Source organism: Paenibacillus sp. 3LSP (genome assembly GCF_032465655.1).
GTDB classification, from domain to species: domain Bacteria; phylum Bacillota; class Bacilli; order Paenibacillales; family Paenibacillaceae; genus Fontibacillus; species Fontibacillus barengoltzii.
Window position 1 is genome coordinate 1 of record NZ_JAWDJI010000268.1, and the last position, 24,224, is coordinate 24,224.

Sequence of the window (24,224 nt, forward strand, 5' to 3'; positions counted from 1 at the left end):
TCTTTTTGTGTTAGCTTTGTGCTTGCTCGTAGTAGAAAACTGCAAAAGTACAGTTGTTTTTTTGCGAAATGGTGCAAACCGGGCATTTCAGCTCAAAAAGCCTGCACTTTTGCAGTTATTTTACCCAAAACAGCGATTCCAGCTCAAAATAACTGTATTTTTGCAGGAATCGTATCAAAGGGCACACGCGTTGGATCCGAAAATGCTATGATATATAAAAATTCTGATCCTACCGCGTATCGTTCCTTCCGAAAAATACGTTTATACCGTTGAGTAAGCATTCAGCTTATTCCGGGTTGGTCGAAGGCTGGTTTGTAGGACATAACACAAGATGGCTCTTCGAAGAGAGTGCGATCTTACATTACAGAGGGAGGTGGGTTCCGGTGCCAATAGCAGCTAGAGAGCGAGATTCGCGGAGACCTGTGTCTGCACCGTCCCGTTCTGGAGAGGGCAACTTTCATACATGGGTCCAATTGTATGGTAGCGAACTGCGTAACTACTGCCGTTCTATCACCGGTTCCGTGTGGGAAGGGGACGATTTGGCGCAGGATACGTGGCTCAAGATATGGTCGGCGACGCAAGGGAAAGGGGAAAACGTACAACTCACACGAACCTATCTCTACCGTGCAGCCCAACATGCTTGGATTGACCGCAACCGAAAAAGGAAGCTTCCGGCCGAATCGCTCCCCCTGGACGAACAACTGCAAGCGCCGGTTCCAACTGATCCCGCTGCAGTGTGGGCTGCGATGGAGACGTTGGTCATCGAGCTTTCGCCTCTTCAGCGTACCACGCTGTTGATGATTGATATTTTAAAATATACAGCTGGCGAAGCAGCGCAGTTGATTGGGTCGACGGAAGGGGCCGTCAAAGCCGCTTTGCACAGAGCGCGGGTCCGACTGCGGAATGCAGTGGAGGGTTCCAACCGAGCAGTTACAGCGCCCCGGCAGGATAAGGTTCAGTCCATGGAGGAGGACTTCTTACCAGGATCGTTAAGCGACGATGTACTGGTTCTTGCCTACATGGATGCGATTCGCCGAGAAGACGCCGCTGCGCTGGCGATGCTGTATAACGACGCGCGGCCTCAGGATGTGGTTCCGGTAGTCACGCTTCAATCGTACCGTCGCAGCTCTTTACGGAGCAAGGCGGTAGACACTCCTGCGGCCGTTCCGGTGCACAACCATCTGATGTTGATGTCTTACGGTCTTGCCGCCTGATTTTGAAGGAGGGTAAGCCATGAGTTCAGTTATTCCTTACGTCATTGAGCAAACTGCTCGGGGAGAGCGGTCATATGACATTTATTCACGTTTGCTGAAGGATCGGATTGTGTTCCTTGGTTCGGCGATTGATGATCAGGTAGCGAATAGTATAATGGCGCAAATGCTGTTTCTGGCAGCGGAAGATCCAGAGAAAGATATTTACTTCTACATCAACAGTCCAGGCGGTTCGACATCAGCGGGCTTCGCGATCTACGATACGATGCAGTATGTAAAACCTGATGTGCAGACGATCTGCTCCGGGATGGCAGCCTCTTTTGCTGCGATTCTGTTAATGGCCGGGGCCAAAGGCAAACGCTTCGCACTCCCGAACAGCGAAATTATGATTCACCAACCGCATGGTGGTGCCCAAGGGCAGGCCAGCGACATTGCGATCAGTGCCAATCGGATATTGCGAACCCGGTCTGTGCTGAATACCATTGCTGCGGATTGCACTGGTCAACCCTTGGAGCGGATTGAAAAAGACATGGACCGCGATTATTTCATGAGTGCAGACGAAGCGCGCGAGTACGGGATCATCGATCAGGTGATTACGCACAATAAGCGCGTTAGCTGATTGAAGTGCATACCAAGGAAAATCCAAGGACGGCAGAAGGCGCACAGCCCTCTCCGTCCTCTTTCTTTTTGCAGAATCAAACGAAGGGGATTGGGGCAGGATTAGCATCAGGATCCCTGCAAATTCTTAGTCAATGTACGCGTAATAAAGACACTCGTATCCGCTGGGAAGCCGCCTGTTTTTTTGCTTAAGCTTGTCCTTGACAGCCTAGAGGGGCTTTGCTAAGATGGGAACAATATATTTTCGTAAGCGGCTATACGGTCTTGATATATAGGGTTGTGTCTTCATAGGAATGACAGCGGTAGTCGTTTTTTTTAAGATATCAGAAAGTATAAACTGCGGGGGATTGGCATCCTGATATCGCAAGAAAAACATCCGCTAAACGCGGTCTGTCTACTTTGAATGTACGTCGATAGACGTTTTTCTTATACCCGGATTTCAGGAATGAAGCCCAACAAATCAACAAATTCGAAGGAGGATTCATCACGGTGTGGGAAAGTAAATTTGACAAGGAAGGCTTAACGTTTGACGATGTGCTTCTGATTCCCCGTAAATCGGAGGTATTGCCTAAAGAGGTGGATGTGTCCACTCGGCTTAGCGACAAGGTGAAGCTGAACATCCCATTGATCAGTGCGGGCATGGACACAGTCACAGAAGCGGCGTTGGCGATTGCCATCGCACGGGAAGGCGGCATTGGGATCATCCACAAAAATATGCCGGTCGAACAACAAGCTGAAGAGGTCGATCGGGTGAAACGCTCCGAGAGCGGCGTAATCACCAATCCTTTCTCGCTGACTCCAGATCATCTCGTATCCGACGCAGAGCAGGTTATGGCCAAGTTCCGTATTTCCGGCGTACCGATTGTAAATGAGGAGCAGAAGCTGGTGGGGATTTTGACCAACCGCGACCTGCGTTTTGTTCATGATTACAATATCAAAATCAGCGACGTCATGACGAGAGACAACCTGATTACCGCTCCGGTAGGAACCTCGTTGCAAGAAGCTGAAATTATTTTGCAGAAGCATAAAATCGAGAAGCTTCCGCTCGTTGACGAGAATAATATCCTGAAAGGCCTTATCACAATCAAAGATATTGAAAAAGCAATCCAATTCCCGAACGCCGCCAAGGATGCCCAAGGGCGCTTGCTTGTAGGCGCGGCGGTGGGGATCTCCAAGGATACGTTTGAACGGACGGAGGCTTTGGTGAAAGCCGGCGTTGACGTCATTACGGTGGATTCGGCGCATGGACACCACATTAACATTATTGATGCAGTGGCCGAGCTTCGCAGACGGTATCCGGATTTGACGATTATCGCAGGTAACGTAGCGACAGGTGAAGGAACGAGAGCTTTGATTGAAGCGGGAGCTTCCGTCGTGAAAGTAGGGATTGGACCGGGTTCGATCTGTACCACCCGCGTCGTTGCCGGGATCGGTGTACCGCAAATTACAGCGGTTTATGATTGTGCGACAGTTGCCCGTGAATACGGGATTCCGATCATCGCGGACGGCGGTATCAAATATTCTGGCGAAATCACCAAAGCAATCGCGGCTGGTGCGCATGCGGTCATGTTGGGCAGCTTGTTTGCCGGAACGGAAGAAAGCCCTGGGGACTCGGAAATCTATCAAGGGCGTCGGTATAAGGTATACAGAGGCATGGGCTCGATGGGGGCCATGAAGCAAGGTAGTAAGGACCGCTACTTCCAGGACGATGACAAGAAGCTCGTGCCGGAAGGGATTGAAGGTCGCGTAGCGTATAAGGGACCGCTCTCGGATACGATCCACCAACTTATTGGTGGTCTGCGTTCCGGGATGGGATATTGCGGCACGAAGACGCTCGACGAGTTGCGCAACGATACGCAATTTGTCCGCATTACGGGCGCCGGCCTGCGCGAAAGCCATCCGCATGACGTGCAAATCACCAAAGAAGCGCCTAACTACTCGATTCAATAAACTTATAAATTTTGATAGAAATGGGCTGACCATTTTATTCCATCACTGGCAGGGCGTTTTCCGCCCTGCTTGTCTTTTTTTACAGATACCCCTGTGATAGAATAGATAAAGCAAAATGAAAGAATATGAGGGGAGCTTTAAGGGCATTGAAACTCAAACAACCACAACGCAAATCGACAACTAAACGGCATGTCTTGCGCAAAAGCGTTGCTTCTGTGCTGCTGGTGAATGCGCTAGTATTCTCTCTTGCGCCGGCGATGGCGCTGGCAGAAGGGGAACAGACGGAATCTACTAATGCCGGAACAACATCAACCGAAACGACGACAGTGCAAACAACGGCTACCTCAATTCCTTCCGTGGAGTCTTTAGATTTGGAAGTCAGCGCTGCGATCTTGCTCGAGCCTGTCTCTGGCCAAATCTTATTGAACGTTAATGGGGAACAACCGCTGCCTCCGGCCAGCATGACCAAGATGATGACCGAATATATCGTAGCGGAACTTGTGAAACAAGGAAAGTTTAGCTGGGATGACGTAGTGACAGTACAGAAAAATGCAGCCCAAACAATCGGTTCACGGATTTTTCTGGCCGAAGGGGATCAACATACTGTAGAAGAACTCTATACGGCGATGGCGATTGCCTCCGCCAATGATGCGACGGTGGCTCTGGCGGAATACGTAGCCGGCTCCGAACAGGCTTTCGTGAAAATGATGAACGATGAAGCGAAGCGAATGGGGATGAAGACCGCTCACTTTGCCAACTCAACTGGTTTGGATATTGCAGATATGCCAGCGGAATTCCGGCCAACCGATGGGAAAGAGACCGTAATGTCCGCGCTGGATGCTGCGATTTTGGCCAAATATATTGTTACGGATCATCCGGACTTTGCTCGCTTTACCACAATTCAAAGCAAGAAGTTCCGTGAACGCGATGCCGCGCCGATGGTGAACTTGAACTGGATGCTGGAAGCGAATAAGAACGTCACGAATTTTAAACAATTTGCTTACGAGGGTCTGGACGGTTTGAAGACGGGACACACCTCCAATGCCGGAAACTGCTTCACAGGTACCGCGGTGCGTAACGGCATGCGTCTCATCAGCGTCGTTATGGGGACCGCCTCGGACAAAGCTCGCTTTGTGGAAACGCGGAAAGTCTTAGACTACGGGTTCAACAACTTTGAAACGAAGCAAATTGTACCGCCGAAGACGACAGTGACTGGAACCGAAACCGTTACGGTGAAGAAAGCGAAACATACGGAAGTTCCGGTGGTAACCGATCAAGCGGTTAGCTTCGTTGTGCCGAAAGGTGCAGATACCAACGCGGTTCAAGCTAAAGTGACACTGGCTGATGAAGGCACTCTGACAGCGCCGCTGAAGCAAGGAACGAAGGTTGGGACGGTAACTTATACATTTAAAGCGCCGGGTATGGACCAAACGCTGGAGAAGACGGTCAATCTGATCACAGCCGAGGATGCGGAGAAAGCCGGCTGGTTTACCTTGGTGATGCGTGCAATTGGCGATTTCTTCAGCGATCTGTTTAACGGGATCAAAAATCTTTTCTAAGGTCCATTCAAATCCGAGTAAACGGGTTGTGTATTTAAGTCGTATCTTGTAAAATATTTAGTTAGATTATTATCGGGAGGATTGGACATGGAAACAGGAACATCGCGTGTTAAAAGAGGTATGGCTGAGATGCAAAAAGGTGGCGTCATTATGGACGTCATGAATGCGGAACAAGCCAAAATTGCCGAAGCGGCCGGGGCTACCGCCGTTATGGCGCTGGAGCGTGTGCCTTCCGATATCCGGGCGGCTGGCGGCGTTGCCCGCATGGCGGATCCAACGATTATTGAGGAAGTCATGAAGGTTGTCTCCATCCCGGTTATGGCCAAAGCACGTATTGGTCATTACGTGGAAGCGAAAGTTCTGGAATCGCTTGGGGTAGACTATTTGGACGAGAGTGAAGTACTGACCCCGGCGGATGAAGTGTTCCATATCGATAAACGGGATTTCACGGTGCCGTTCGTGTGCGGCGCGAAGGATCTGGGTGAAGCGTTGCGCCGGATCAGCGAAGGTGCATCGATGATTCGGACGAAAGGCGAACCAGGAACGGGGAACATCGTTGAAGCGGTCCGCCATATGCGTCTGATCAACAGCCAAATCCGTAAAGTACAAAACATGTCGAAGGATGAACTGTACGCAGAAGCGAAGAACCTCGGCGTTTCTTACGATCTGCTGCTCGAAGTTCATGAGAAGGGTAAATTGCCAGTCGTTAACTTCGCGGCAGGCGGGGTAGCGACGCCGGCGGATGCTGCACTGATGATGCATTTGGGTGCAGACGGGGTGTTCGTGGGATCAGGTATTTTCAAATCGGATAATCCAGAGAAATTTGCCCGGGCGATCGTTGAAGCGACGACGCACTACACGGATTACAAACTGATTGCTGAAGTATCCAAGAACTTGGGTACACCGATGAAAGGCATTGAAATTTCCAAATTGGCCGCTGCCGAGCGGATGTCGGATCGCGGCTGGTAATCCAGATCGCGGAATAACCGCTGGAATCAAAGGCAAGTCTTTCACCCCGGCTGTCCCTTGGGATGGTCGGGGTACATCTTAGTAAACTGGGGTTTTGCCTGAATGTTCGAAGCCCTCTAGAGAAAGAAGGTTTGTCATGAGAGTAGGGGTGTTGGCGCTGCAAGGCGCAGTTGCGGAGCATATCCGCAGCCTGGAGAAGACCGGAGTTGAAGGCGTAACCGTAAAGCATGTCGAGCAGCTTGCTGACTTGGATGGATTGATTATCCCTGGCGGCGAGAGCACGACGATCGGCAAGCTCATGCGGAAATACGGCTTTATTGAAGCTATTCGCGATTTTTCTGGACAAGGGAAACCGATCTTTGGGACCTGTGCAGGATTGATCGTCATGGCGAAGGAGATCGAGGGCGGCGAGGAGCCTCATCTCGCTCTGATGGATATTAAAGTATCGCGTAATGCGTTTGGACGTCAGCGTGAAAGCTTCGAGACCGACCTTGACGTGAAGGGACTTGAGGCACCGTTGCGGGCCGTATTTATTCGTGCTCCGCTGATTACGGCAGTTGGAGACGGAGTCGAGGTGTTGTCGACCTACAAGGACGAGATCGTGACCGCACGACAAGGGCACTTGCTCGTATCGTCGTTTCACCCGGAACTGACCGACGACTTCTCGCTACATACGTATTTTGTGGAGATGATCAAGCAAGCCAAGCAGCCGTAAGCAGGCCTTGACTCCTTTGCGGGTTGAGGTTTTGTCTGTTTTACCGGCGTTTTGAAATTCCGTTATACAGCCTTTCCGTCCGCGGGTCTCCCCAGATGAAGGTCGGCAGGTCTGTGCGGGATCATTCTAGGAGGGACTACTCATGTTAGATGTGAAAATCTTACGTAATGACTATGCGCGTGTTGAGGAAGCGCTGAAAAATCGGGGAAAATCGTTGGAGCTGATCTCCGGTTTTGCCCCGCTGGATGAGAAACGCCGGGAGCTGCTTCAAGAGAGCGAAGCGCTTAAGAACCGTCGGAACACGGTGTCAGCAGAAGTGGCCAAGCGTAAGAAAAATAAAGAGGACGCCGACGAGCTGATCGTGGAGATGCGCGAGGTCGGGGATCGCATCAAGGAACTGGACGAAGAGGTACGGACACTGGAAGCCCAAATTGACCAGCTGATGCTCTCGATTCCAAACATTCCGCACGAAAGTGTACCGGTGGGGGCTTCTGAAGAAGATAACGTTGAAGTCCGCCGTTGGAGCGAACCGCGTAAATTTGATTTTACACCGAAGGCGCATTGGGATATTGCCGCTGACCTCGGCATCCTTGACTTCGAGGCTGCCGCTAAGGTAACCGGCTCGCGGTTTACGTTTTACAAAGGGCTGGGAGCCCGTCTTGAGCGTGCGCTCATCAACTTTATGATGGATCTGCACAGCAACGAGCACGGCTATGAGGAAATGCTTCCACCATACATCGTGAACCAAGACAGCTTGTACGGTACAGGACAACTACCGAAGTTCGAAGAGGATTTGTTCAAGCTCACCGGCAGCAACGACTACTATCTGATCCCAACCGCTGAGGTTCCGGTGACCAACTATCATCGTGACGAAATTTTAAATGCGGAAGATTTGCCGCGTTATTATGTGGCATATAGCTCCTGCTTCCGTTCGGAAGCCGGTGCAGCGGGCCGCGATACCCGTGGTTTGATTCGTCAGCACCAGTTCAATAAGGTGGAAATGATCAAGATTGTGCATCCGGACACTTCCTATGAGGAACTGGAGAAAATGACGGAGAACGCGGAACGCGTGCTGCAGCTGTTGGGCCTGCCTTACCGTGTACTTGCCTTGTGTACGGGGGATATGGGCTTTACGGCGGCCAAAACCTATGACCTAGAGGTATGGCTCCCGGAAAGCGGCGTCTATCGCGAAATCTCCTCTTGCTCGAACGTGGAGGACTTCCAAGCTCGCCGGGCCAACATTCGCTTCCGTCCGGAGCCGAAGGCGAAGCCGGAGTTCGTGCATACGCTGAATGGTTCAGGGCTGGCTGTCGGTCGGACCGTCGCGGCCATTCTTGAGAATTACCAACAAGAGGACGGCAGTGTAGTTATTCCAGAAGTTCTGCGTCCGTATATGGGCAATTTACAGAAGATTACCAAGCGGAATTAACTTGCACGCTTGCGGACGATATGGTAGAATCTGATTTGTTACGCGAATCGGATTTTTCCTTGGAGAGGTACCGAAGCGGTCATAACGGGGCGGTCTTGAAAACCGTTAGGGTGCAAGCCCACGTGGGTTCGAATCCCACCCTCTCCGCCATACATATTGCACATTTAGAGAGCAGAGATGCTCTCTTTTTTCGTGTATAAGGCCAGCCGTTTCTTCGCAAATTAACCTTGTTGATTAAATCAAGGGAGGCTTTATCTGTTATGACGAAACCGCAGACCTATCAAACCTCTGGATCCGATAATATCCAAGACCAGGATCATCGGCGTGATAAGGGGAAAAGAGGCCCAGAACCGTTATCCGGGTCCAAAAAGGTGAAAATGCGTAAACAAGATGGTCATTACAATCCGGAAGGGTAAGCCTAATCCATTGAAAACATTCGCTGTTCCGCAGCCCCAGCTTCTGCTGGGGCTTTTGTATTGAAGGGACTTATGAATTAGAACAAGACAACAAGACAAGAAAATGTCATAATAAAGGTAAGGGTATGTCCTTTAAAGGGGAGCATGAATACTAGAGAAAGCCTGGTGAGAGGGAAGAATTGAGCAAACCAACTTGAAAGGATCGTGATGCCATTTGAACGCAGTTAATCCAAACCATCTGATTCCACCGAATGCAACCCAAGTACGCCAACATAAACAGCGGACGCTGAAAAGTACTTTATTCAGATCGATGTTTATTGTCATTGGAGCGGTGATCGTCTCTGTTGCACTGGAGCTGTTCTTGGTACCAAATAAAATTACGGACGGCGGGATAACCGGTATTTCCGTAATGACCTCTTATTTATCGGGACTCCCACTTGGGGTATTCCTCTTCCTTTTCAACCTCCCGTTTCTAATTGTCGGTTATAAACAAATCGGCAAGACCTTTGCAATATCCACCCTTTTGGGCATTACTGTTATGTCGGCCGGTACAACACTGCTGCACCATGCTGAACCGTTTGTAACGGATACCTTGCTGGCTTTCGTGTTTGGCGGTATTTTGTTAGGGTTAGGTACCGGTTTAGTCATCCGCTTTGGAGGCTCCTTGGATGGTACCGAAATTGTAGCCATTCTGATTTCGCGCAGAACTCCGTTTTCGGTTGGCGAGATCATTATGTTTTTTAACTTCTTTATTTTGCTTAGCGCAGGCTTTGTGTTTGGCTGGGAGCGCGCCTTATTTTCGCTGTTAGCTTATTATATTGCCTACAAATCGATTGATATCGTGGTAGATGGCTTAAACGAGTCGAAATCGGTATGGATCATCAGCGATCAAATCGATGAGATCGGAGATGCTATTCTAAGCCGTTTGGGCCGCGGCGTTACGTACTTAACTGGAGAAGGCGGTTTTTCCGGGGATCCGAAGAAAGTCATCTTCTGTGTAATTACCCGCTTGGAAGAAGCCAAGCTGAAGGAAATCGTTAATCATTACGATGAAAATGCATTTTTGGCAGTCGGAAACATTCATGACGTCAAAGGCGGACGTTTCAAGAAAAAGGCGATCCATTAATTTGGAGAAATGAATTCCGTCCTATTGGCGTATGGTTTATGATATGTGAGAAGTGTTCAGAAAAAGGAATGCTTTAGAATGAGGTTAGGGCAGGAGAGAGGAGACTGTAATGTCTAGGAAATGGTTCACGTCGATGATGCTGGTGATGCTGTCTGTAGTACTGGTATTGTCCGGATGCAGCAGTAAGAAAGAACCGAAGGAAGCCTTGAGCAGCGCAGCGATGAAGGCGCTGGAGATGGATTCCTACGTGGTGGAGAATCAAATTAAGATCTTGGATTTCTCCGTAGAAGGGACAGAAGAGGCAGAGTCTGCGGAAGTAGGCGCGGTGTTTTCCATGCTCAAGAACGCAGAGATCAACATCAAGCAAATTTACCAGAAGGAACCGATGCAAACGGAAGCAACGCTGGAAGTCAAACTGACAGGGGATATGACAACCACCATTACTATCCCGTTGGTGATGACAGCCGAGAAGCTGTATGTGAAAATCCCAAGCATTCCGTTCTTGCCATTGCCGGAGTCAGTGACAGGGAAATTCCTGGTACTGGACTTGAAAGAGCTGGCAGAGCAAGCGGGCGAGGAATTTAATCCGGATCTATTCAACCCGGAGAAGAGTCAGAAGCTGAGTATGGAATTGATGGGGGCATTATTTGCCGAATATGAGTCGGGGGCTTACTTCAGCAACATCGATCCTAAGGAGGCATCGTTGCCGGCGGGCTTCAAGGCGAAGCAAGTTGTGCAGTTTGCCATTACGAATGACAATGTAAAAGAAGCGGTGACCATTTTGGTAAACCAGGCATTGCCGAAGATGCTGGATATCCTGGCGAAAGAAGAATACCGTTCGATGCTGCAGCTGACGCCGGAGGAAATCGAGCAGGCGAAGCAGGAGCTGCAGGAAGGCAACCAGGATGAATTGGGCGAGGCGCTGGATGAGATGAAGAATCATCTGCAAATCAACAAGTTCACTGTGGATACCGCCATCGACGAGAACAATTACCCAGCGTACTATAACGTTCAGGCGGACGTTGCGGTCAACGATCCGGATACGCAGACGAACGTGAAGGCCGCGGTGCAAATGACCAGCCACTTTACCCAAATCAATGAGAAGCCGGCCTTTGAAATTGGTATTCCGACTGACACGTTGACATTAGAAGAACTGCAAGAGGAAATGGGCCAGTATGGCTATTAAGAATTAGGCCTTATTCAGCAGCTTTCTATTTCACTCGAAAAAAACCTCCAATCCCATGTTTCTTAAGGGCTTGGAGGTTTTAATGTTTTATGAGAAGTTATTTCTTGCGAAGTCGGCGGAAAAACTCGGTTAACAGCGAGGCGCATTCCTCTTGAAGGATGCCGGAGGTAATATCGGTCCGGTGGTTAAACCGCGGCTCCTGCAGCAGGTTCATCAGCGTGCCAGCACATCCTGCCTTTGGGTCCGGTGCTCCGTAGATCACATGGGGGACACGACACTGTACGATCGCTCCGGCGCACATGGGACAAGGCTCCAGCGTGACATAGAGTCGACAGTGGAGAAGCCGCCAGGCACCCAGCCGCTCGCTCGCTTCGCGGATGGCGATCATCTCCGCATGGGCGGTGCCATCGAGGGAGCTTTCCCGCAGGTTGTGGCCGCGCCCAACGATTTCATCGCCTCGGACGATCACCGCACCGATGGGGACTTCGCCAATAGCTTCTGCTTTACGAGCTTCCTGAATTGCTTCGGCCATCCAATATTCATGGGGATAAGTGGAGGCTGGAGGTTCGGGTATTAAAGGGGATGAAGAAGGCATAGATCAAATCAACTCCTTAATGGGCATAACCCTCTGTTTTGTCCAACGAACAGGCATTCGTTGTTAACATGTTGTGAATAACATTGTGCATAACTCCGAGAATATCCCCACTTTTATACACATATTATCCAGAACACTGTGAGTATGTTGATAATTTGTGGATAACTAAGAAAGCTCACATCACATAGATAAGGCTCAAGAACTAGCTTTGTAGGCATTTCTACATATTGTAAGGATATGATCTGGGAAATTCAACGTCTTTGCAAAACATGTCGTAAAAGGTATGATGTATGTAGAATTTGTGAATCCCATAAATATCCATAAATTAGTTCCAGAGGTGGGATAAACACTTGACTATAAAAACCAAGCTCGCTTTGATTATATCTTGTTTTGCGCTGATTATCCTCTCTCTGAATATTGTTTTAAGTTATTTTACGGTACGGGATAATCTGCGCAGGGACAGCGAAGCGAACATGATGCTGACCGCGAATCAAATTGCTATTGCTGTCGAACAAAGTCGTTCGTTGTACAATTATGTCAAGCTCACGTTGGGCGGAAAAATGAGCAGCGACATGACGGATGCGATCCTGATCATGACCAGCCCGGATCGTATTGCGCAAAAATCGATGAGCACGAACCACAGTCTGTTGGAGATTACAGGAATTGACCCGAATCATTTTGATGAGAACCATCGGCTGTTCGGTACCTATAACTATAAAAATGATGAAGGCTTGAGACAATCGGTCGCAGAGGCCATTTCGCAAAATCGCAGCCTGGTAGTGGATACTCGGATTAACGGCGAACGTGTGCTGGAGTGCTATGTTCCCATTTCGAATAACAGGGAGAATCCTTACGTCATTCGTGTTGTGTCTAGTTATTCCCCGATTGCCGATGCGATCAACAAGCAAATGATTGGTCAGCTTATCGTTTCCGTTAGTCTGTTGGCATTAATGGTGGCGGGGAGCTATTGGATGGCTGGCGGGCTGATCCGACCGATTCGCCATATTTTAGACCAAGTGAATGTGTTGGCTTCAGGCCGGCTGGATACTCGTTTAAAAGTCAGCAGCTTTGACGAGCTTGGACTCCTTGCCCACAAAATTAACATCATGGCGGACAACTTGGGCCGGTATACGACCGAGCTGAGGCAAAAAAGCGAAGAGAACCGGTCCATGAAGGAGTATTTGGAATCGATCATAAGCCAGACGGCAGATGCGATCCATATTACGGATGTCAAAGGGCGGGTGTTGCAAGTCAATGCCGCCTTCGAAAGGCTGTACGGCTGGAGCAGCGAAGAAATTGTCGGGAAGTATCTCGAGTATCTTCCGGAATTCGAGTTAGATGGGCGGACCATTTGGCGTCCGGAGGCTGAAGTGATTGAAACCGCTGAATCGGTATTGGCGGAGACGGTTCGATTGCGCAAGGACGGCAGCCAAGTTGAGGTGAGTATCAGCGTATCACCGATCTTCGACCAAGCGGGCAAAATTACCGCATTGATCAGCATTTCCCGCGACATGACAGAGCACAATAAAATGGAAGACCTGTTGCGTCGGTCTGAGAAGCTCACCACGGTAGGGCAGCTCGCCGCCGGGGTTGCACATGAAATCCGTAATCCGTTGACGACGCTTCGCGGATTTCTTCAAATGCAGCAGCGCACCCGGGCAGTGAACGTGATGCATACCGATGTGATGCTGGCGGAGCTGGACCGAATTAATCTGATCGTCAGCGAATTTCTGATTTTAGCCAAGCCTCAGGCAGTGCAGTTTCAGATCAAGGACGTCCGCTTCACGATGGGGGACGTCGTCTCTTTGTTGGATAGCGAAGCCCATTTACATAATATTGAATTTGAAGTGCATTTCTCGCCAAGCCCGGTTCTGGTACACTGTGAAGAGAACCAATTGAAGCAGGTATTCATCAACTTGTTGAAAAATGCCATGGAGGCCATGCCCAAAGGAGGTAAGATCCTGCTTCAAGTGGAAGAGGACGACAGTGGCTTTGCTGTGCTCCGCGTCATCGACGAAGGCGAAGGGATTGCTAAAGATCGGCTTCAGAAGTTGGGCGAGCCTTTTTACACGAACAAGGAGAAAGGAACCGGTCTCGGTCTCATGATCAGCCAGCGGATCATTGAGGGACACCGCGGGACGCTGAAGATCGAAAGCGAGCTTGGCAAAGGAACGGCTGTAACTATTACCCTCCCGCTTGTACAGGAGGAAGAAGAACATAACAAAGGGCAAGCGGATCTCGCGAATTAAAGCGAACTGCTAGGCTATGCGGAGGGACCAAAGACAGCACCATGAGAATCAATAAATTCATTAGTGAAACGGGATTTTGCTCCCGACGAGAGGCGGACAAGCTGGTCGAGTCGGGCCAAGTGACCATTAACGGCGTCAAGGCGGTTCTAGGCAGCCAGGCGGAGCCTGGAGACGATGTACGGGTCAACGGGAGGGCGATTGCGGCCAAACGCTCTAAACACGTGTACATCGCTTTAAATAAGCCGGTGGGGATCACCTGCACAACGGAAACGCATGTGAAAGGCAATATTGTGGATTTCGTTGGGCATTCGGAGCGAATTTTTCCGATTGGGCGCTTGGATAAAGATTCCGAGGGATTGATCCTGCTTACCAGCGATGGCGATATCGTCAATAAAATTTTGCGGGCGGAAGGCAAGCACGAGAAGGAATATGTCGTGACCGTGGATCGGCCGATTACCCCTAGCTTTGTGAAAGCGATGAGCGAAGGCGTTAAAATTCTCGGGGAGATGACGTTGCCGTGCAAGGTGACGCGGGTTTCGGATCGGGTGTTCCGAATTATTCTGACCGAGGGGAAGAATCGGCAAATTCGCCGGATGTGCAGCGCTCTTGGCTACGAAGTACGCAGATTGCAGCGTATCCGGATTATGAACATCCATCTCGGCCAGCAGAAGGTAGGCACCTGGCGCGACTTAACTGAACAAGAGAAGCGGGAGTTGGGCTTGGCCCTGAATTACCAGCTTTCCTAACGTAACATGGACAAAAAATAAAGGACAGGTTGCCTTACACTTAAGGCGCCTGTCCTTTGCTTCTTTATTCGTGGGCAGCTGTTACACCAAGCTGCTCGGTGCTATCTGTGTACTTGCGGATGATTGATACTTCGACCCGGCGGTTCTGTGCGCGGCCCACAGCCGTATCGTTGCTGGCAACGGGGTGATATTCCCCGTATCCGATGGCGCTGAACTTCTTCGGATCCAAGTTCGTGTTCAACAGGAGAATCTTCATGAAGTTGAGCGCCCGTACCGAGCTTAAATCCCAGTTCGACGGGAATTCATAGGTTGAGATCGGCACGTTGTCGGTATGGCCGGATACGATCACCTCATAATCCGGGAATTGCTGCAGCATGTTGGAGATCGCCTTCGCTAACTGCCGAGCTTCTGGCTTTACTACGGCTTCCCCTGAAGCGAATAGCGCTTTGTCGCTAATCGTGATCATCAGCTGGGATTGATTCAATTTCGTTTCCAGGTCATCCGTTAATCCGTTTTCCTTGATATAGGTGTCCAGTTGCTTCTTTAGAGATTCCAGATTCTGCTGTTCTTGACGCTTCAGCTCGTTCTTCTTGGTCATCAGACCGTTCTCGTTCGTCTTTGGCGTCTCCATTTCGCTGAGCGAAGTCCGGTTGTTGCTGATCATAGCGTTCTGATCGAGGACACTGGTGCCCCCGGTCAGAACGCTCTTAAAGGCTTCGCTCATCTCTTGGAATTTCAGAGCGTCCACCGTGCTCATTCCATAGAGGACGATAAACAGCGCCAGCATCAGCGTCATCAGGTCAGAATAGGGGAGCAGCCAGCTCTCGTCGGCATGTTCCTCGTGATCTTGGTGTTTCTTATTCTTTTTGCTCACCATCACCGGCCCCCTTTTCAAAGATTTCCGCACGTTCCGCAGGGGTTAAGAACACGGCAAGTTTCTGTTGAATTGCAATCGTAGACACACCCGATTGAATGGACAGCAGGCCTTCCACCATCATCAACCGGATCTCCATCTCTTTCTTCGAGAGACGTTTCAGTTTATTGGCGATCGGGTGCCACAGCACATAACCGGTGAAAATACCGAATACCGTCGCAATAAATGCACCTGAAATGGCATGAGCCAGAATCTCCATATCGCTCATGTCGGACAGTGCGGCGATCAGACCGACAACCGCACCAAGCACCCCGAGTGTCGGAGCGTACATCCCCGCCTGAGAGAACATCAGAGCACCTGCTTTGTGGCGCTCCTCGGTGGCCGCAATATCCTCAGTCAGGACATCCTGCACGAATTCTTGATCGTTGCCGTCGATGATCATCCGCATCCCACCGCGCAGGAAGTCATCGTTGATCTCTTCAACCTTCGCTTCCAGCGCCAGCAAGCCTTCGCGGCGGGTAATGGTCGCCCATTCCGTAAACAGGGTGATCAACTCCGCTTTGCTGATCATTTTCGGTTTGACGATCGTCATTTTGATCAAGGTCGGAAACTTCTTCAACTCCGATAACGGGAAGCCCATAAACAGCGTTGCCGCCGTTCCGACAAAGATGATGACGAAGGCCGCAGGGTTCTGGACCAAGCTTTCTACGGGTGCGCCTTTTAGGAACATACCTAAAATCAGGGCAATCAATCCGAGAATCAAACCAATAATTGTTGAAAATTCCATTGTACACCTCGTCCTTGAGAGAAATTGATACCAACTTGCCCTTCCGCGTCCTTGCGGAAGAGGCTGACACACCAGTCTGAAACGATTAACTATTTTATCGACAGATTTCCCTTTTTTTTTAAGTGGTTTTTTCCGGTATAATAAGATTACGGTCAGAATGGAGAAGACCGAAAGGGAGGATATCGCAGTGGGCGTAAAACACGGCAGGGATTATGAATTTATTTTGGCTGATTTGACGAACGCGGTTGGCCGGATTCAAGATAGCTATCTTTTCTTCGAAATGGAGCCCTCGGAATGGGAAGGGTTATCGGATACGGATCGAGGCGAGGTGCTTGAAGCTCTGGCGGAGGATTTATTCTTTGGGTTGGGCTCGGAGCCGATGATTGAGGTAGGCAGTGCGATCGTGATCTATGATCCCGAAGGACATCGCATCAATATCCTGATCGGGGATTCCGAATTAACCTCCGTATCCTTGATATAACCGCATCTGTTGCTGCCGCTGTACCGTCCAATGGCGATAAGCATGAAGGCAGGGGTTCGAGAATACAATAGTTGGAGACGAGGCTAGGACAAATCAAACTTCAGATCCTGGTGCGTGACGAGGAAACTTACATATACAGGAGTTCTTGAAGAGAACGGGAGGAAGAATAATGCCGTTTACACCGCAAGAAGTAGAAGCGCATTTGGAAAAACTGGAAGGATGGGAACTAGAGGAAGGACGATGGATTTTTCGTAAATATACGTTTTCCAACTTTATGAAGGGGATCGCATTTGTAGATGAGGTAGCTGCGATCTCGGAAGCATTTAACCACCATCCCTTTATCACAATCGACTATAAAACGGTAACGCTCCGTTTGACCTCTTGGGAGGAAGGCGGCATTACAGCCGTTGACATCAAGGAGGCGCAGCAATATAACGAGGCCTACGAAAAGATGCGGTCAGGGGATTAGCCAAGTCAGCTCATGATCGGATTTATAGAGGTATCAAAACAACCGCCGGGAATTTACATTCCCGGCGGTTGTGCTTTTTTCGCGTGTTTATTTTTTCTCCGCAAGCCATAAGGCGACGTTCGCAATTTCCTCTTCCTTTAAGCGATCCTTAAAAGAAGGCATCATGCCGCCCTTCCCTTTGGTGATAATGGAGAACAGTTGGTCTGCCGTCAATTCCGATCCAATCTTCTGCAGATTTGGGCCCGCGCCGCCTTGCAATGTATCACCGTGGCAGGAGATGCAATTTGCTTTGACGATGGCTTCGGCTTGTTCTGCGTTCATGGTGATTTCAGGCATTTGCGGCTTGGCTTCTTGCGCAGCCTCTTCCCGGCTTGGCAAGGTGAACATCAATACAAGGGCTAAAGCGCCTGCGATGACGAACAAACCGCTCATGATCCACTTTTGCATTTCAATCGCCCCTCCTATGTATGCTACCTATCCATTATAACGGAACACACGGGTTGATCATAGTCTTTGTGTCCAAATTAGGAACAAAAATTATCCGTTTCCATTAAATTGTGTGCCATAAGTCATAGTCTTAATCAAAACAAGACATAAAAAAGAGCGTGCCCTTATTCAGGCAGCCCTTTATGAACCATACAATAGAACGGTTTGGACACCCCGCCAGGTGTCATCTTCTCATACAGATCGGTAATGACAAACCCCGCCTTCTGGTAAGCCCGGATCGCCCGGGTGTTCCAGGTCAGCACTTCCAGGTCAATCTGGTTATCCGGCTTACGACGCCGGGCTTCCTCCACGATGGTCCTCACAAACAGCTTGCCCAGCCCGTGGCCGCATAGCTCGGGCTTCATACCGATGCCAAGCCGGGTGACTCCTTCCATCGGGAAGTACTGAGCGAAGCCGGCAAGCTCCTCCTTCTCATCCAATACGGAGACATACTGTTCGGCGCGGATCGCCGGGTTCCCAAACTCCACGTCGAGCGCTTTCATTTGCTCCCATGGCAGCCAACTGTATATGTCATAAGGAGAATCGTAACGCCAGGTGCAAATTTCCGCGCCATGGGCTTCTTCCATCGGCACGATACGAAACGGAGACATCGTTTGGTCCATATTGCCCCTCCTTAATTAAAGGAAAGTCCGTCGTAATTGTTCCATTATCCTCACAATAGCCGGAATTACGCAGCTTGTAAAGGTTTTTGCCTACCCTTCGGGAAATTAAAATTGTGGGATTTCTCCTGGATTTTTGGCTTTGCGGCAACCTTTTTCCCAGTTGTTTCGTTATATAGATAAGAGTACAGATAAAAAAAGACCGCAAGGCGGTTCCAACGAGAACCCGGCCCAGCGGCGAATTAGTGATGATGAACAGGATGAAACCGATAGATCAATGGATTACGATTCCGCAGCGTAGACGGAATAACCGTACTTACTGAGAACACGCTTCGCGCCAACGTAGCGGTTCTGGTAATAACTGTTACTTAGCTTGTCGATCTGGATGCCCTTGGATGAGGATGCATGGGCGAATTCACCGTCGCCGACGTAAACACCAACATGGGATACTTTGCCCGTCCCCGTCGTCTTGAAGAAGACGAGATCCCCAGCTTGAAGCTCGCTCTTCGGTACCGGTGTGCCTTGCTTATACTGAGCGGCAGACACACGTGCTAACTTGATACCCATCTTGCTGAAGACGTACCGGGTAAATCCAGAGCAATCAAATCCCGCTGTCGTGGTGCCGCCAAATTTATAAGGCGTCCCGTACACGGAATCGACGATACTAGATAGCGTCGTTGTCTCGGCTTTTGCGGAGTCGGCAAAGGCGCTACCTGCCCCCAAGGTGAATAGGAGGGCTAAACTCGTTACCGCTGCTGTCAAAGTCTTTCTCAAGATGTCTTACTCCTTCCAAGGCCTACGAGGTTAGCTTATGGATTCGGTTGAAGGTTCCCTATGATCTGCTATAGCGGTAAGTTAAAAAGTCATCTTCGGATCACGAAGTAACTCAGGATGGAGATTCTAACCTTGATTGAAATGGTAAGTTAAAAAGTCATCTTCGGATCATGAAGGATGAGACTGTTACCTTTTATAGCGAAATCAATTCACCCTTTGGTGGGTCCCCCGCTTCCCGGGTGCGTGGGAATTCGGCAGTTTCATTGTAGATGGCACCCAAGATCTTGCATAGAAATAGTTACAACAATAATTACAAAGTTGTTACCATTTACGTTCTTCATTTTACCAAAGCCGTCCAGAGATGACAAGTTTGTCGAAAAAAACGCTTCTATTGGCCTGTGTTCGCGAAGGGATTCGTGGGTAATGGTTCCTAAGAGACTAGGGCTAAAGAAAAGAGTAGGAGAAAGAAAGGGGATCCAAGGAAAAAACCCGCAGAGACGTTGTTATCAACATCCCCACGGGCTTCGTAGCGAGTTCTTATTGAACATCATCGTGATCAGCAATTTCACCGGTTACATCTTCATACTTGTCGTTGCTCATGATGCGTTTTGCGCCAACGTAACGCTCGACGTAATACTTCTCGCTTAATTTGCTGATGACTACACCTTTGGAGGAGGAGGCATGAGCAAATTTGCCGTCACCGACGTAGATGCCGACATGAGAAACGCCTTTGCCGGAAGTATTAAAGAAGACCAAATCGCCTTCGATCAGTTCGCTCTTGTCAACCGCCGTACCCATTTTGTATTGGGATGCGGATTGATGAGGCAGCTTGATGCCGATCTTCGAGAAGACGTACATCGTAAATCCAGAACAGTCGAATCCGGAGGTTGTGGTTCCGCCTGCAACGTAGCTGCTTCCAAGCGCGCCGTCGATGACATTGTCCAGTTTGGAATCGGCGAAAACGCTGCCAGTTCCAATGGTGAAAAGCATGGCAAAACTTACTGCTGCTACCGTCAAACGCTTCTTCAAGAAGTTATGCTCCTTCCAATGCCTACGAGGTTAGCTTAAGGATTCGGTTGAAGGTTCCCTATGATCCCTCACAAACGAGATCAATTCACCCAAAGTGGTTCCCCCGTTTCCCTGGTGAAGGGAATTCGGCTTGTTTTTCACACCTGTCATTTCTAATTTGACATCCGGCACGAATCTCCTGCCAAAGATGACGAAAATAATTACAAAACTGTTACTGAAATTGCGTTGCTGTTATTGTAACAAAGGTAGGTATCTTTTGGCAATGCCTAATTCACAAGATTAAGAGGGGAAATAGGAGGAAAGGCCTTCGCCGAACGGCGAAGGCCTTGATGTTACAGGGTTTTGAGGAGTTAAAAAATTTTAACTTTTTTGTGCCTTGGACTGCCAAAGATGAAATTGAGAGGCGATCTTCCAGACCTTAAATGTGCAGCGAAAGAGAGGATAAGCCTGCTGCAGGATGAGGGCCAGCATCCCCGTCCAAATCCAAGATGCGGTGCCGAACAGAAGGAAGAGGATCAGGCCAAAAGCCCCGAGAATTAGCGAGATAGAGATGCCCTGCAACAGGGTTCGGAAGCAAGCTAGCAGGGAATTCCAAACTCCGGCTTTAAACAAGTAGCCGAACTGGACAAACAATAGGCATTGCCGGATAAACCAACCGTAAATGAACCAGCCCAGGATCAGCCCAAGCCCAGTGAGCCAGGTTGCCATCGGAAGTTCCATCCCGGTCAACCCCGGCCAAAGCGACAGTAGTCTCGGCACAATCCAGAAGGCGGGCAACAAGGTAAGCACGAGCTCCATCGCGTAGAACAAAATTACCGGTTTACCAAATTCCTTCATTCCTCGGAACAGGGGGAAGCCGGGGTTGCGATTTTCCGCCGGTGTGAAGCCGTAGAAGATTCCCGCCTGGATCAACGGAGTCAAGATCATGCGCAGGACGATCATCCCTGCCAGCAGCCAGCAATACAACCGAACCTCGGGATTGCTCCATAAATTCATCTGTCCCTCAAGCAAGAACAGGAGTTTCGATAGCGCCGTGGGCGGCGGGTCAGGATATCTTTGCAGCAGCGCCGTTACGGCAGTATCGACCAACCGGTACAAGAACAATCCCCACAGCAGCTGGTACAGGAACAAGATGATGACCGAGGGAAATTGGCTTTTCAGGGCAGTCCACCCTAAACGAACGAAACTCATTTCTTTCCCTCCTTATAGAAGTATGGACCTAGGGTTACCACAGAAGTCCTCCAAGGATCGCTTCAAGCAGCTTGGTGACGCTCATATTGGAGCGCGACAATGTGGTTTCAGGGACTTCTGCTTTCAGATAGTTGTTGATGTGAAGGTTCTCCACCGTTAAGGTGTAGTCCGGGTCGATCTGAACCCATGCCAGCGGTGCTTTATATTGCAGCTTGATCTCGAGGCGAGAATCTTCCCCGTTCCATTGCTTGCGTACGGTGTGCCCATCGGTGAAGGTGAACAGCAGCGGAACCTTCGGATGGGTTGCCCCTTTGCGGGTAAAGACCACTTTCGACTCGTATATCTGACCGCTTTCCTGGTTGATTGGAGTGATTTGAATGTTGTCTACTGCAAAATCCGCCATTTTCCCATCATAGACGTATTGTTGAAAATACGCTTTCCAACTGCGGCCGGTCACTTGCTCAACTACCCGTTGGAAATCAGCGGTCGTTGGGTGCTTAAACCGATATTTCTGGCTGTATGTGCTCAGAATCCGCCTCATCGTCTTGCTGCCGACCTGCCGCTCGATATCCAGCAGGATTAATTTGCCGCGGTAGTACGCATTCTTGGCATAGCCATCCCCGGGACCGTATTTCCAGGCGTTCTGGGTCAAGGAAGCCGGTGAAGTAATCATGGCCGATTGGATCGGCAAATTCGGGGTGATGCCGAACTCCTGCTCCATGAGCTTATCCTCTGCATAGGAGGCAAAGGCTTCATCCAACCAAGCTTCCTCGAGTTCATTGTTGGCGATCATCCCGTAGAAGAACTGATGGGCGATTTCGTGGATGACCGTGCGCTCCAGATCATCGTATCCAGGGGAATCGCTGACGGCCCCAAACGCGGTAACTAGAGTCGGATATTCCATGCCGCCGGCCCCGTTTGCGTTCGCCGGTGGAACGACCACGGACAGCGTGGAATACGGGTACCGGCCATACCACTTACTGTAGTTTGCCAGAGCGACCTTGGCGGCATAGAAGTAGCGTTCCTTCAGATCCTTATGTGCGGGATCGAGATACAGCTTAATGCGCACGCCGGGAACTTCTGCTGAGGAGAAGGGCTCTTCCATGTAGATGAAGTTCGGCGAAGCCGCCCAAGCGAAATCGTGGACATCGTCGGCGTAGAATTGCAAGGTTTTCCGTCCGTTCTTCAAGACTGCCTTTTTGGTCTGAAAACCAGTGGCTGCCACGGTGTACGTCTCGGGCACATTGATCCTTACACTGTAAATCCCGAAGTCGGAGTAAAATTCCGAGTTCCCGTGATACTGATGGAGGTTCCAGCCTTCGGACGTCCGCCCCCGAGTCCCCACCGGCTCGTACACACTCATCTTAGGAAACCATTGCCCTGCCATGACGAAATCGTCGGCAATGCCCATACGGGCAAAAATCTTCGGCAGCTTGACGGTGAATTTCATCCGCAGCGTCAGGCTTTCACCGCCCTGGACCGGCACGGGCAGCCGAACCTTGGCTAAGGTTTGATCTTTCGTATTGCCATCGTCAGGCTGAACGTACTGGATCCGATGCAGTAAGGAGATGCCGTCGGTCGTTTTCAGTTCGGTGATCTCCATGGATCCCCAGCCGTCCTTAGGCATGACGTCGTTCCGCAGTTTTCCGCCCGATTCTTTCATAAACGTCGTATCCTCGGAAGCAAACGCGTTCGGATATAAGTGCAAGTACACCTCGTTGATCGTCTTCTTGCCGGGATGGGTCCAAGTCAGCGTCTCTGAGCCGGTTAACGTCCCCTCTTGCTCGTTCAGCGTGACGTCGATGTGATATTCGGCGACCCGATTGCTGAGCACTTCGGCGGTCGGTTGCTGAATGGTTTCAGTTTGCGGCGGCGTTGGGGTTTGTCCGGTTTTTTGGACCGCTTTAGGCTCCGCCTTGGCCGGGACGAACGAAGCCAGCGATTCCCCACCTTCCCGCAGGGTCACCCAGGCGGCTCCGAGGGTGAGGCACAAGGCAAGGATAGAAATGCCGTAGACAATAGTACGTCGGGTCATACAATGGATACCTCCCGTTGACAAGCATCTACAGCATGTATATGTTTGCATTTGGAAGATTATTAGTTAAAATTGAGAGGTAGTTAAAAAGCCATTTTTTGAACTAGGATTGAGATGTAAGGATAACGATAGAAGCTGCCTTGCTTATGAGAACGAGGCGGCAGGTATGCGAAATATGGAGGGAATTATGGATCAGACACCGAAATCGGGTAAAAAGATTTTTGCCCTCAACATTATCAGCAACGATGAGAAGAGCAAACATAAAGGCTTTGGTGCAGGTTCCATCGATTTGAACAGCATGTCTCCGGTCATCATCGACGGGGATGAGGTGTACATTGATGTCGGTGCCATGCATGCGAAAAGCAAGGTGGAGAAAGGCATCAAATTCTCAACCAATCGGGAGGACGTTCCCAATGGACGGCAGGTTTGGATCGTATGGGTTGCGGTAGACCGCGGGCCGGAAGGCCAATTTTACGGCGGAATGACGGCTTGCGAAATGTTGATTGACACGGAAGCACGCCGCGGCTGGAAAATTCTTGCCGACCATGTTAACAAAATGGATTATGCGTTAAAACGCAGAGTGATTTTGGACGGATTGAGCAAAGAGCAGAAGGCCGGGCTGAAGCAGCTGCTGATCGAGACTAATGCGGAATGGTGGGACCGCTCGCCGGAAGAGCTGAAGGCGGCCCTGGACGCGTGAACTGAATAA

Annotated in this window: 25 protein-coding genes, 1 tRNA gene and 2 riboswitches; of the genes, 17 read left to right on the top strand and 9 right to left on the bottom strand. The window is 50.0% G+C overall.

Going from position 1 to position 24,224, the window contains the following annotated elements:
• From RW092_RS23300 to RW092_RS23355, 12 genes are all read left to right on the top strand, one after another.
• A partial coding sequence (locus RW092_RS23300) for a hypothetical protein (RefSeq protein ID WP_316011421.1) occupies positions 1-273 on the top strand: 273 nt, incomplete at its 5' end.
• 110 nt (positions 274-383) lie between these two features.
• A complete protein-coding gene (locus tag RW092_RS23305) occupies positions 384-1,214 on the top strand; it encodes an RNA polymerase sigma factor (protein ID WP_316011422.1) in 831 nt (276 codons plus the stop codon).
• 19 nt (positions 1,215-1,233) lie between these two features.
• Complete coding sequence (clpP, locus tag RW092_RS23310) at positions 1,234-1,830, top strand: ATP-dependent Clp endopeptidase proteolytic subunit ClpP (RefSeq protein ID WP_028539076.1); 597 nt, start codon at positions 1,234-1,236, stop codon at positions 1,828-1,830.
• 488 nt (positions 1,831-2,318) lie between these two features.
• Positions 2,319-3,779 (top strand): IMP dehydrogenase, encoded by a 1,461-nt coding sequence (gene guaB / locus RW092_RS23315; protein WP_016314648.1) that lies wholly within the window; start codon positions 2,319-2,321, stop codon positions 3,777-3,779.
• Between the two features lie 125 nt (positions 3,780-3,904).
• Complete coding sequence (locus RW092_RS23320) at positions 3,905-5,338, top strand: D-alanyl-D-alanine carboxypeptidase family protein (RefSeq protein ID WP_036626288.1); 1,434 nt, start codon at positions 3,905-3,907, stop codon at positions 5,336-5,338.
• Positions 5,339-5,425: 87 nt separating this feature from the next.
• Entirely contained in the window at positions 5,426-6,307 is an 882-nt protein-coding gene (gene pdxS, locus RW092_RS23325) for a pyridoxal 5'-phosphate synthase lyase subunit PdxS (protein ID WP_009226788.1), read from the top strand.
• Positions 6,308-6,443: 136 nt separating this feature from the next.
• Positions 6,444-7,022 (top strand): pyridoxal 5'-phosphate synthase glutaminase subunit PdxT, encoded by a 579-nt coding sequence (pdxT, locus tag RW092_RS23330; RefSeq protein WP_016314646.1) that lies wholly within the window; start codon positions 6,444-6,446, stop codon positions 7,020-7,022.
• A 142-nt stretch (positions 7,023-7,164) separates the two neighbouring features.
• Positions 7,165-8,451: a serine--tRNA ligase gene (gene serS, locus RW092_RS23335; protein ID WP_316011423.1), complete on the top strand. Its 1,287-nt coding sequence runs from the start codon at positions 7,165-7,167 to the stop codon at positions 8,449-8,451.
• A 61-nt stretch (positions 8,452-8,512) separates the two neighbouring features.
• Positions 8,513-8,601, top strand: a tRNA-Ser gene (locus tag RW092_RS23340).
• A gap of 110 nt (positions 8,602-8,711) precedes the next feature.
• Positions 8,712-8,867: a hypothetical protein gene (locus tag RW092_RS23345; RefSeq protein ID WP_016314644.1), complete on the top strand. Its 156-nt coding sequence runs from the start codon at positions 8,712-8,714 to the stop codon at positions 8,865-8,867.
• Positions 8,868-9,177: 310 nt separating this feature from the next.
• Positions 9,178-9,993, top strand: coding sequence for a YitT family protein (locus RW092_RS23350; protein ID WP_232228338.1), 816 nt, complete (start codon positions 9,178-9,180; stop codon positions 9,991-9,993).
• Positions 9,994-10,102: 109 nt separating this feature from the next.
• The gene (locus tag RW092_RS23355) at positions 10,103-11,179 is read left to right on the top strand and encodes a hypothetical protein (RefSeq protein WP_016314642.1); all 1,077 of its coding nucleotides are present in this window, start codon (positions 10,103-10,105) and stop codon (positions 11,177-11,179) included.
• A 97-nt stretch (positions 11,180-11,276) separates the two neighbouring features.
• Here the strand turns inward: RW092_RS23355 and tadA are convergent, their stop codons facing one another.
• Positions 11,277-11,774, bottom strand: coding sequence for a tRNA adenosine(34) deaminase TadA (gene tadA, locus RW092_RS23360; protein ID WP_016314641.1), 498 nt, complete (start codon positions 11,772-11,774; stop codon positions 11,277-11,279).
• Between the two features lie 350 nt (positions 11,775-12,124).
• On the opposite strand from tadA, the gene RW092_RS23365 reads away from it, so the two are divergent.
• Positions 12,125-14,023, top strand: a complete 1,899-nt coding sequence (locus tag RW092_RS23365) for an ATP-binding protein (protein WP_316011424.1) — start codon at positions 12,125-12,127, stop codon at positions 14,021-14,023.
• A 41-nt stretch (positions 14,024-14,064) separates the two neighbouring features.
• A complete protein-coding gene (gene rluF, locus RW092_RS23370; RefSeq protein ID WP_316011425.1) occupies positions 14,065-14,769 on the top strand; it encodes a 23S rRNA pseudouridine(2604) synthase RluF in 705 nt (234 codons plus the stop codon).
• A 64-nt stretch (positions 14,770-14,833) separates the two neighbouring features.
• Here rluF and motB read toward each other — a convergent pair whose 3' ends face one another.
• Complete coding sequence (gene motB, locus RW092_RS23375) at positions 14,834-15,643, bottom strand: flagellar motor protein MotB (RefSeq protein WP_036626317.1); 810 nt, start codon at positions 15,641-15,643, stop codon at positions 14,834-14,836.
• Positions 15,627-16,430 carry a flagellar motor stator protein MotA gene (gene motA / locus RW092_RS23380; protein WP_016314637.1) on the bottom strand — a complete coding sequence of 268 codons (804 nt, stop codon included), beginning with the start codon at positions 16,428-16,430 and terminating at the stop codon, positions 15,627-15,629. The genes motB and motA overlap by 17 nt, the downstream gene beginning before the upstream one ends.
• A 187-nt stretch (positions 16,431-16,617) precedes the next feature.
• Here motA and RW092_RS23385 point away from each other — a divergent pair, with 187 nt between their 5' ends.
• Together RW092_RS23385 and RW092_RS23390 are read left to right on the top strand one after the other, a co-directional pair.
• Positions 16,618-16,911 carry a hypothetical protein gene (locus RW092_RS23385; protein ID WP_028539084.1) on the top strand — a complete coding sequence of 98 codons (294 nt, stop codon included), beginning with the start codon at positions 16,618-16,620 and terminating at the stop codon, positions 16,909-16,911.
• 169 nt (positions 16,912-17,080) lie between these two features.
• On the top strand, positions 17,081-17,380 hold the full coding sequence (locus RW092_RS23390) for a 4a-hydroxytetrahydrobiopterin dehydratase (RefSeq protein WP_016314635.1): 300 nt from the start codon (positions 17,081-17,083) through the stop codon (positions 17,378-17,380).
• Between the two features lie 87 nt (positions 17,381-17,467).
• Here the strand turns inward: RW092_RS23390 and RW092_RS23395 are convergent, their stop codons facing one another.
• From RW092_RS23395 to RW092_RS23420, 6 genes are all read right to left on the bottom strand, one after another.
• Positions 17,468-17,827, bottom strand: a complete 360-nt coding sequence (locus RW092_RS23395) for a c-type cytochrome (RefSeq protein ID WP_016314634.1) — start codon at positions 17,825-17,827, stop codon at positions 17,468-17,470.
• Positions 17,828-17,991: 164 nt separating this feature from the next.
• Entirely contained in the window at positions 17,992-18,489 is a 498-nt protein-coding gene (locus RW092_RS23400) for a GNAT family N-acetyltransferase (protein ID WP_016314633.1), read from the bottom strand.
• 279 nt (positions 18,490-18,768) lie between these two features.
• A complete protein-coding gene (locus tag RW092_RS23405) occupies positions 18,769-19,260 on the bottom strand; it encodes a C40 family peptidase (protein ID WP_316011426.1) in 492 nt (163 codons plus the stop codon).
• A 4-nt stretch (positions 19,261-19,264) separates the two neighbouring features.
• Positions 19,265-19,527: riboswitch (cyclic di-AMP (ydaO/yuaA leader) on the bottom strand.
• A gap of 270 nt (positions 19,528-19,797) precedes the next feature.
• Positions 19,798-20,289 (bottom strand): C40 family peptidase, encoded by a 492-nt coding sequence (locus tag RW092_RS23410; RefSeq protein ID WP_016314630.1) that lies wholly within the window; start codon positions 20,287-20,289, stop codon positions 19,798-19,800.
• 4 nt (positions 20,290-20,293) lie between these two features.
• A riboswitch (cyclic di-AMP (ydaO/yuaA leader) is annotated at positions 20,294-20,430 on the bottom strand.
• 219 nt (positions 20,431-20,649) lie between these two features.
• Entirely contained in the window at positions 20,650-21,480 is an 831-nt protein-coding gene (locus RW092_RS23415; RefSeq protein ID WP_028539088.1) for a hypothetical protein, read from the bottom strand.
• A 34-nt stretch (positions 21,481-21,514) separates the two neighbouring features.
• On the bottom strand, positions 21,515-23,515 hold the full coding sequence (locus RW092_RS23420) for a M1 family metallopeptidase (protein ID WP_016314628.1): 2,001 nt from the start codon (positions 23,513-23,515) through the stop codon (positions 21,515-21,517).
• Between the two features lie 187 nt (positions 23,516-23,702).
• Between RW092_RS23420 and RW092_RS23425 the strand changes: the two genes are divergently transcribed.
• Complete coding sequence (locus tag RW092_RS23425) at positions 23,703-24,215, top strand: YwhD family protein (RefSeq protein WP_028539089.1); 513 nt, start codon at positions 23,703-23,705, stop codon at positions 24,213-24,215.
• Positions 24,216-24,224: the final 9 nt, after the last annotated feature.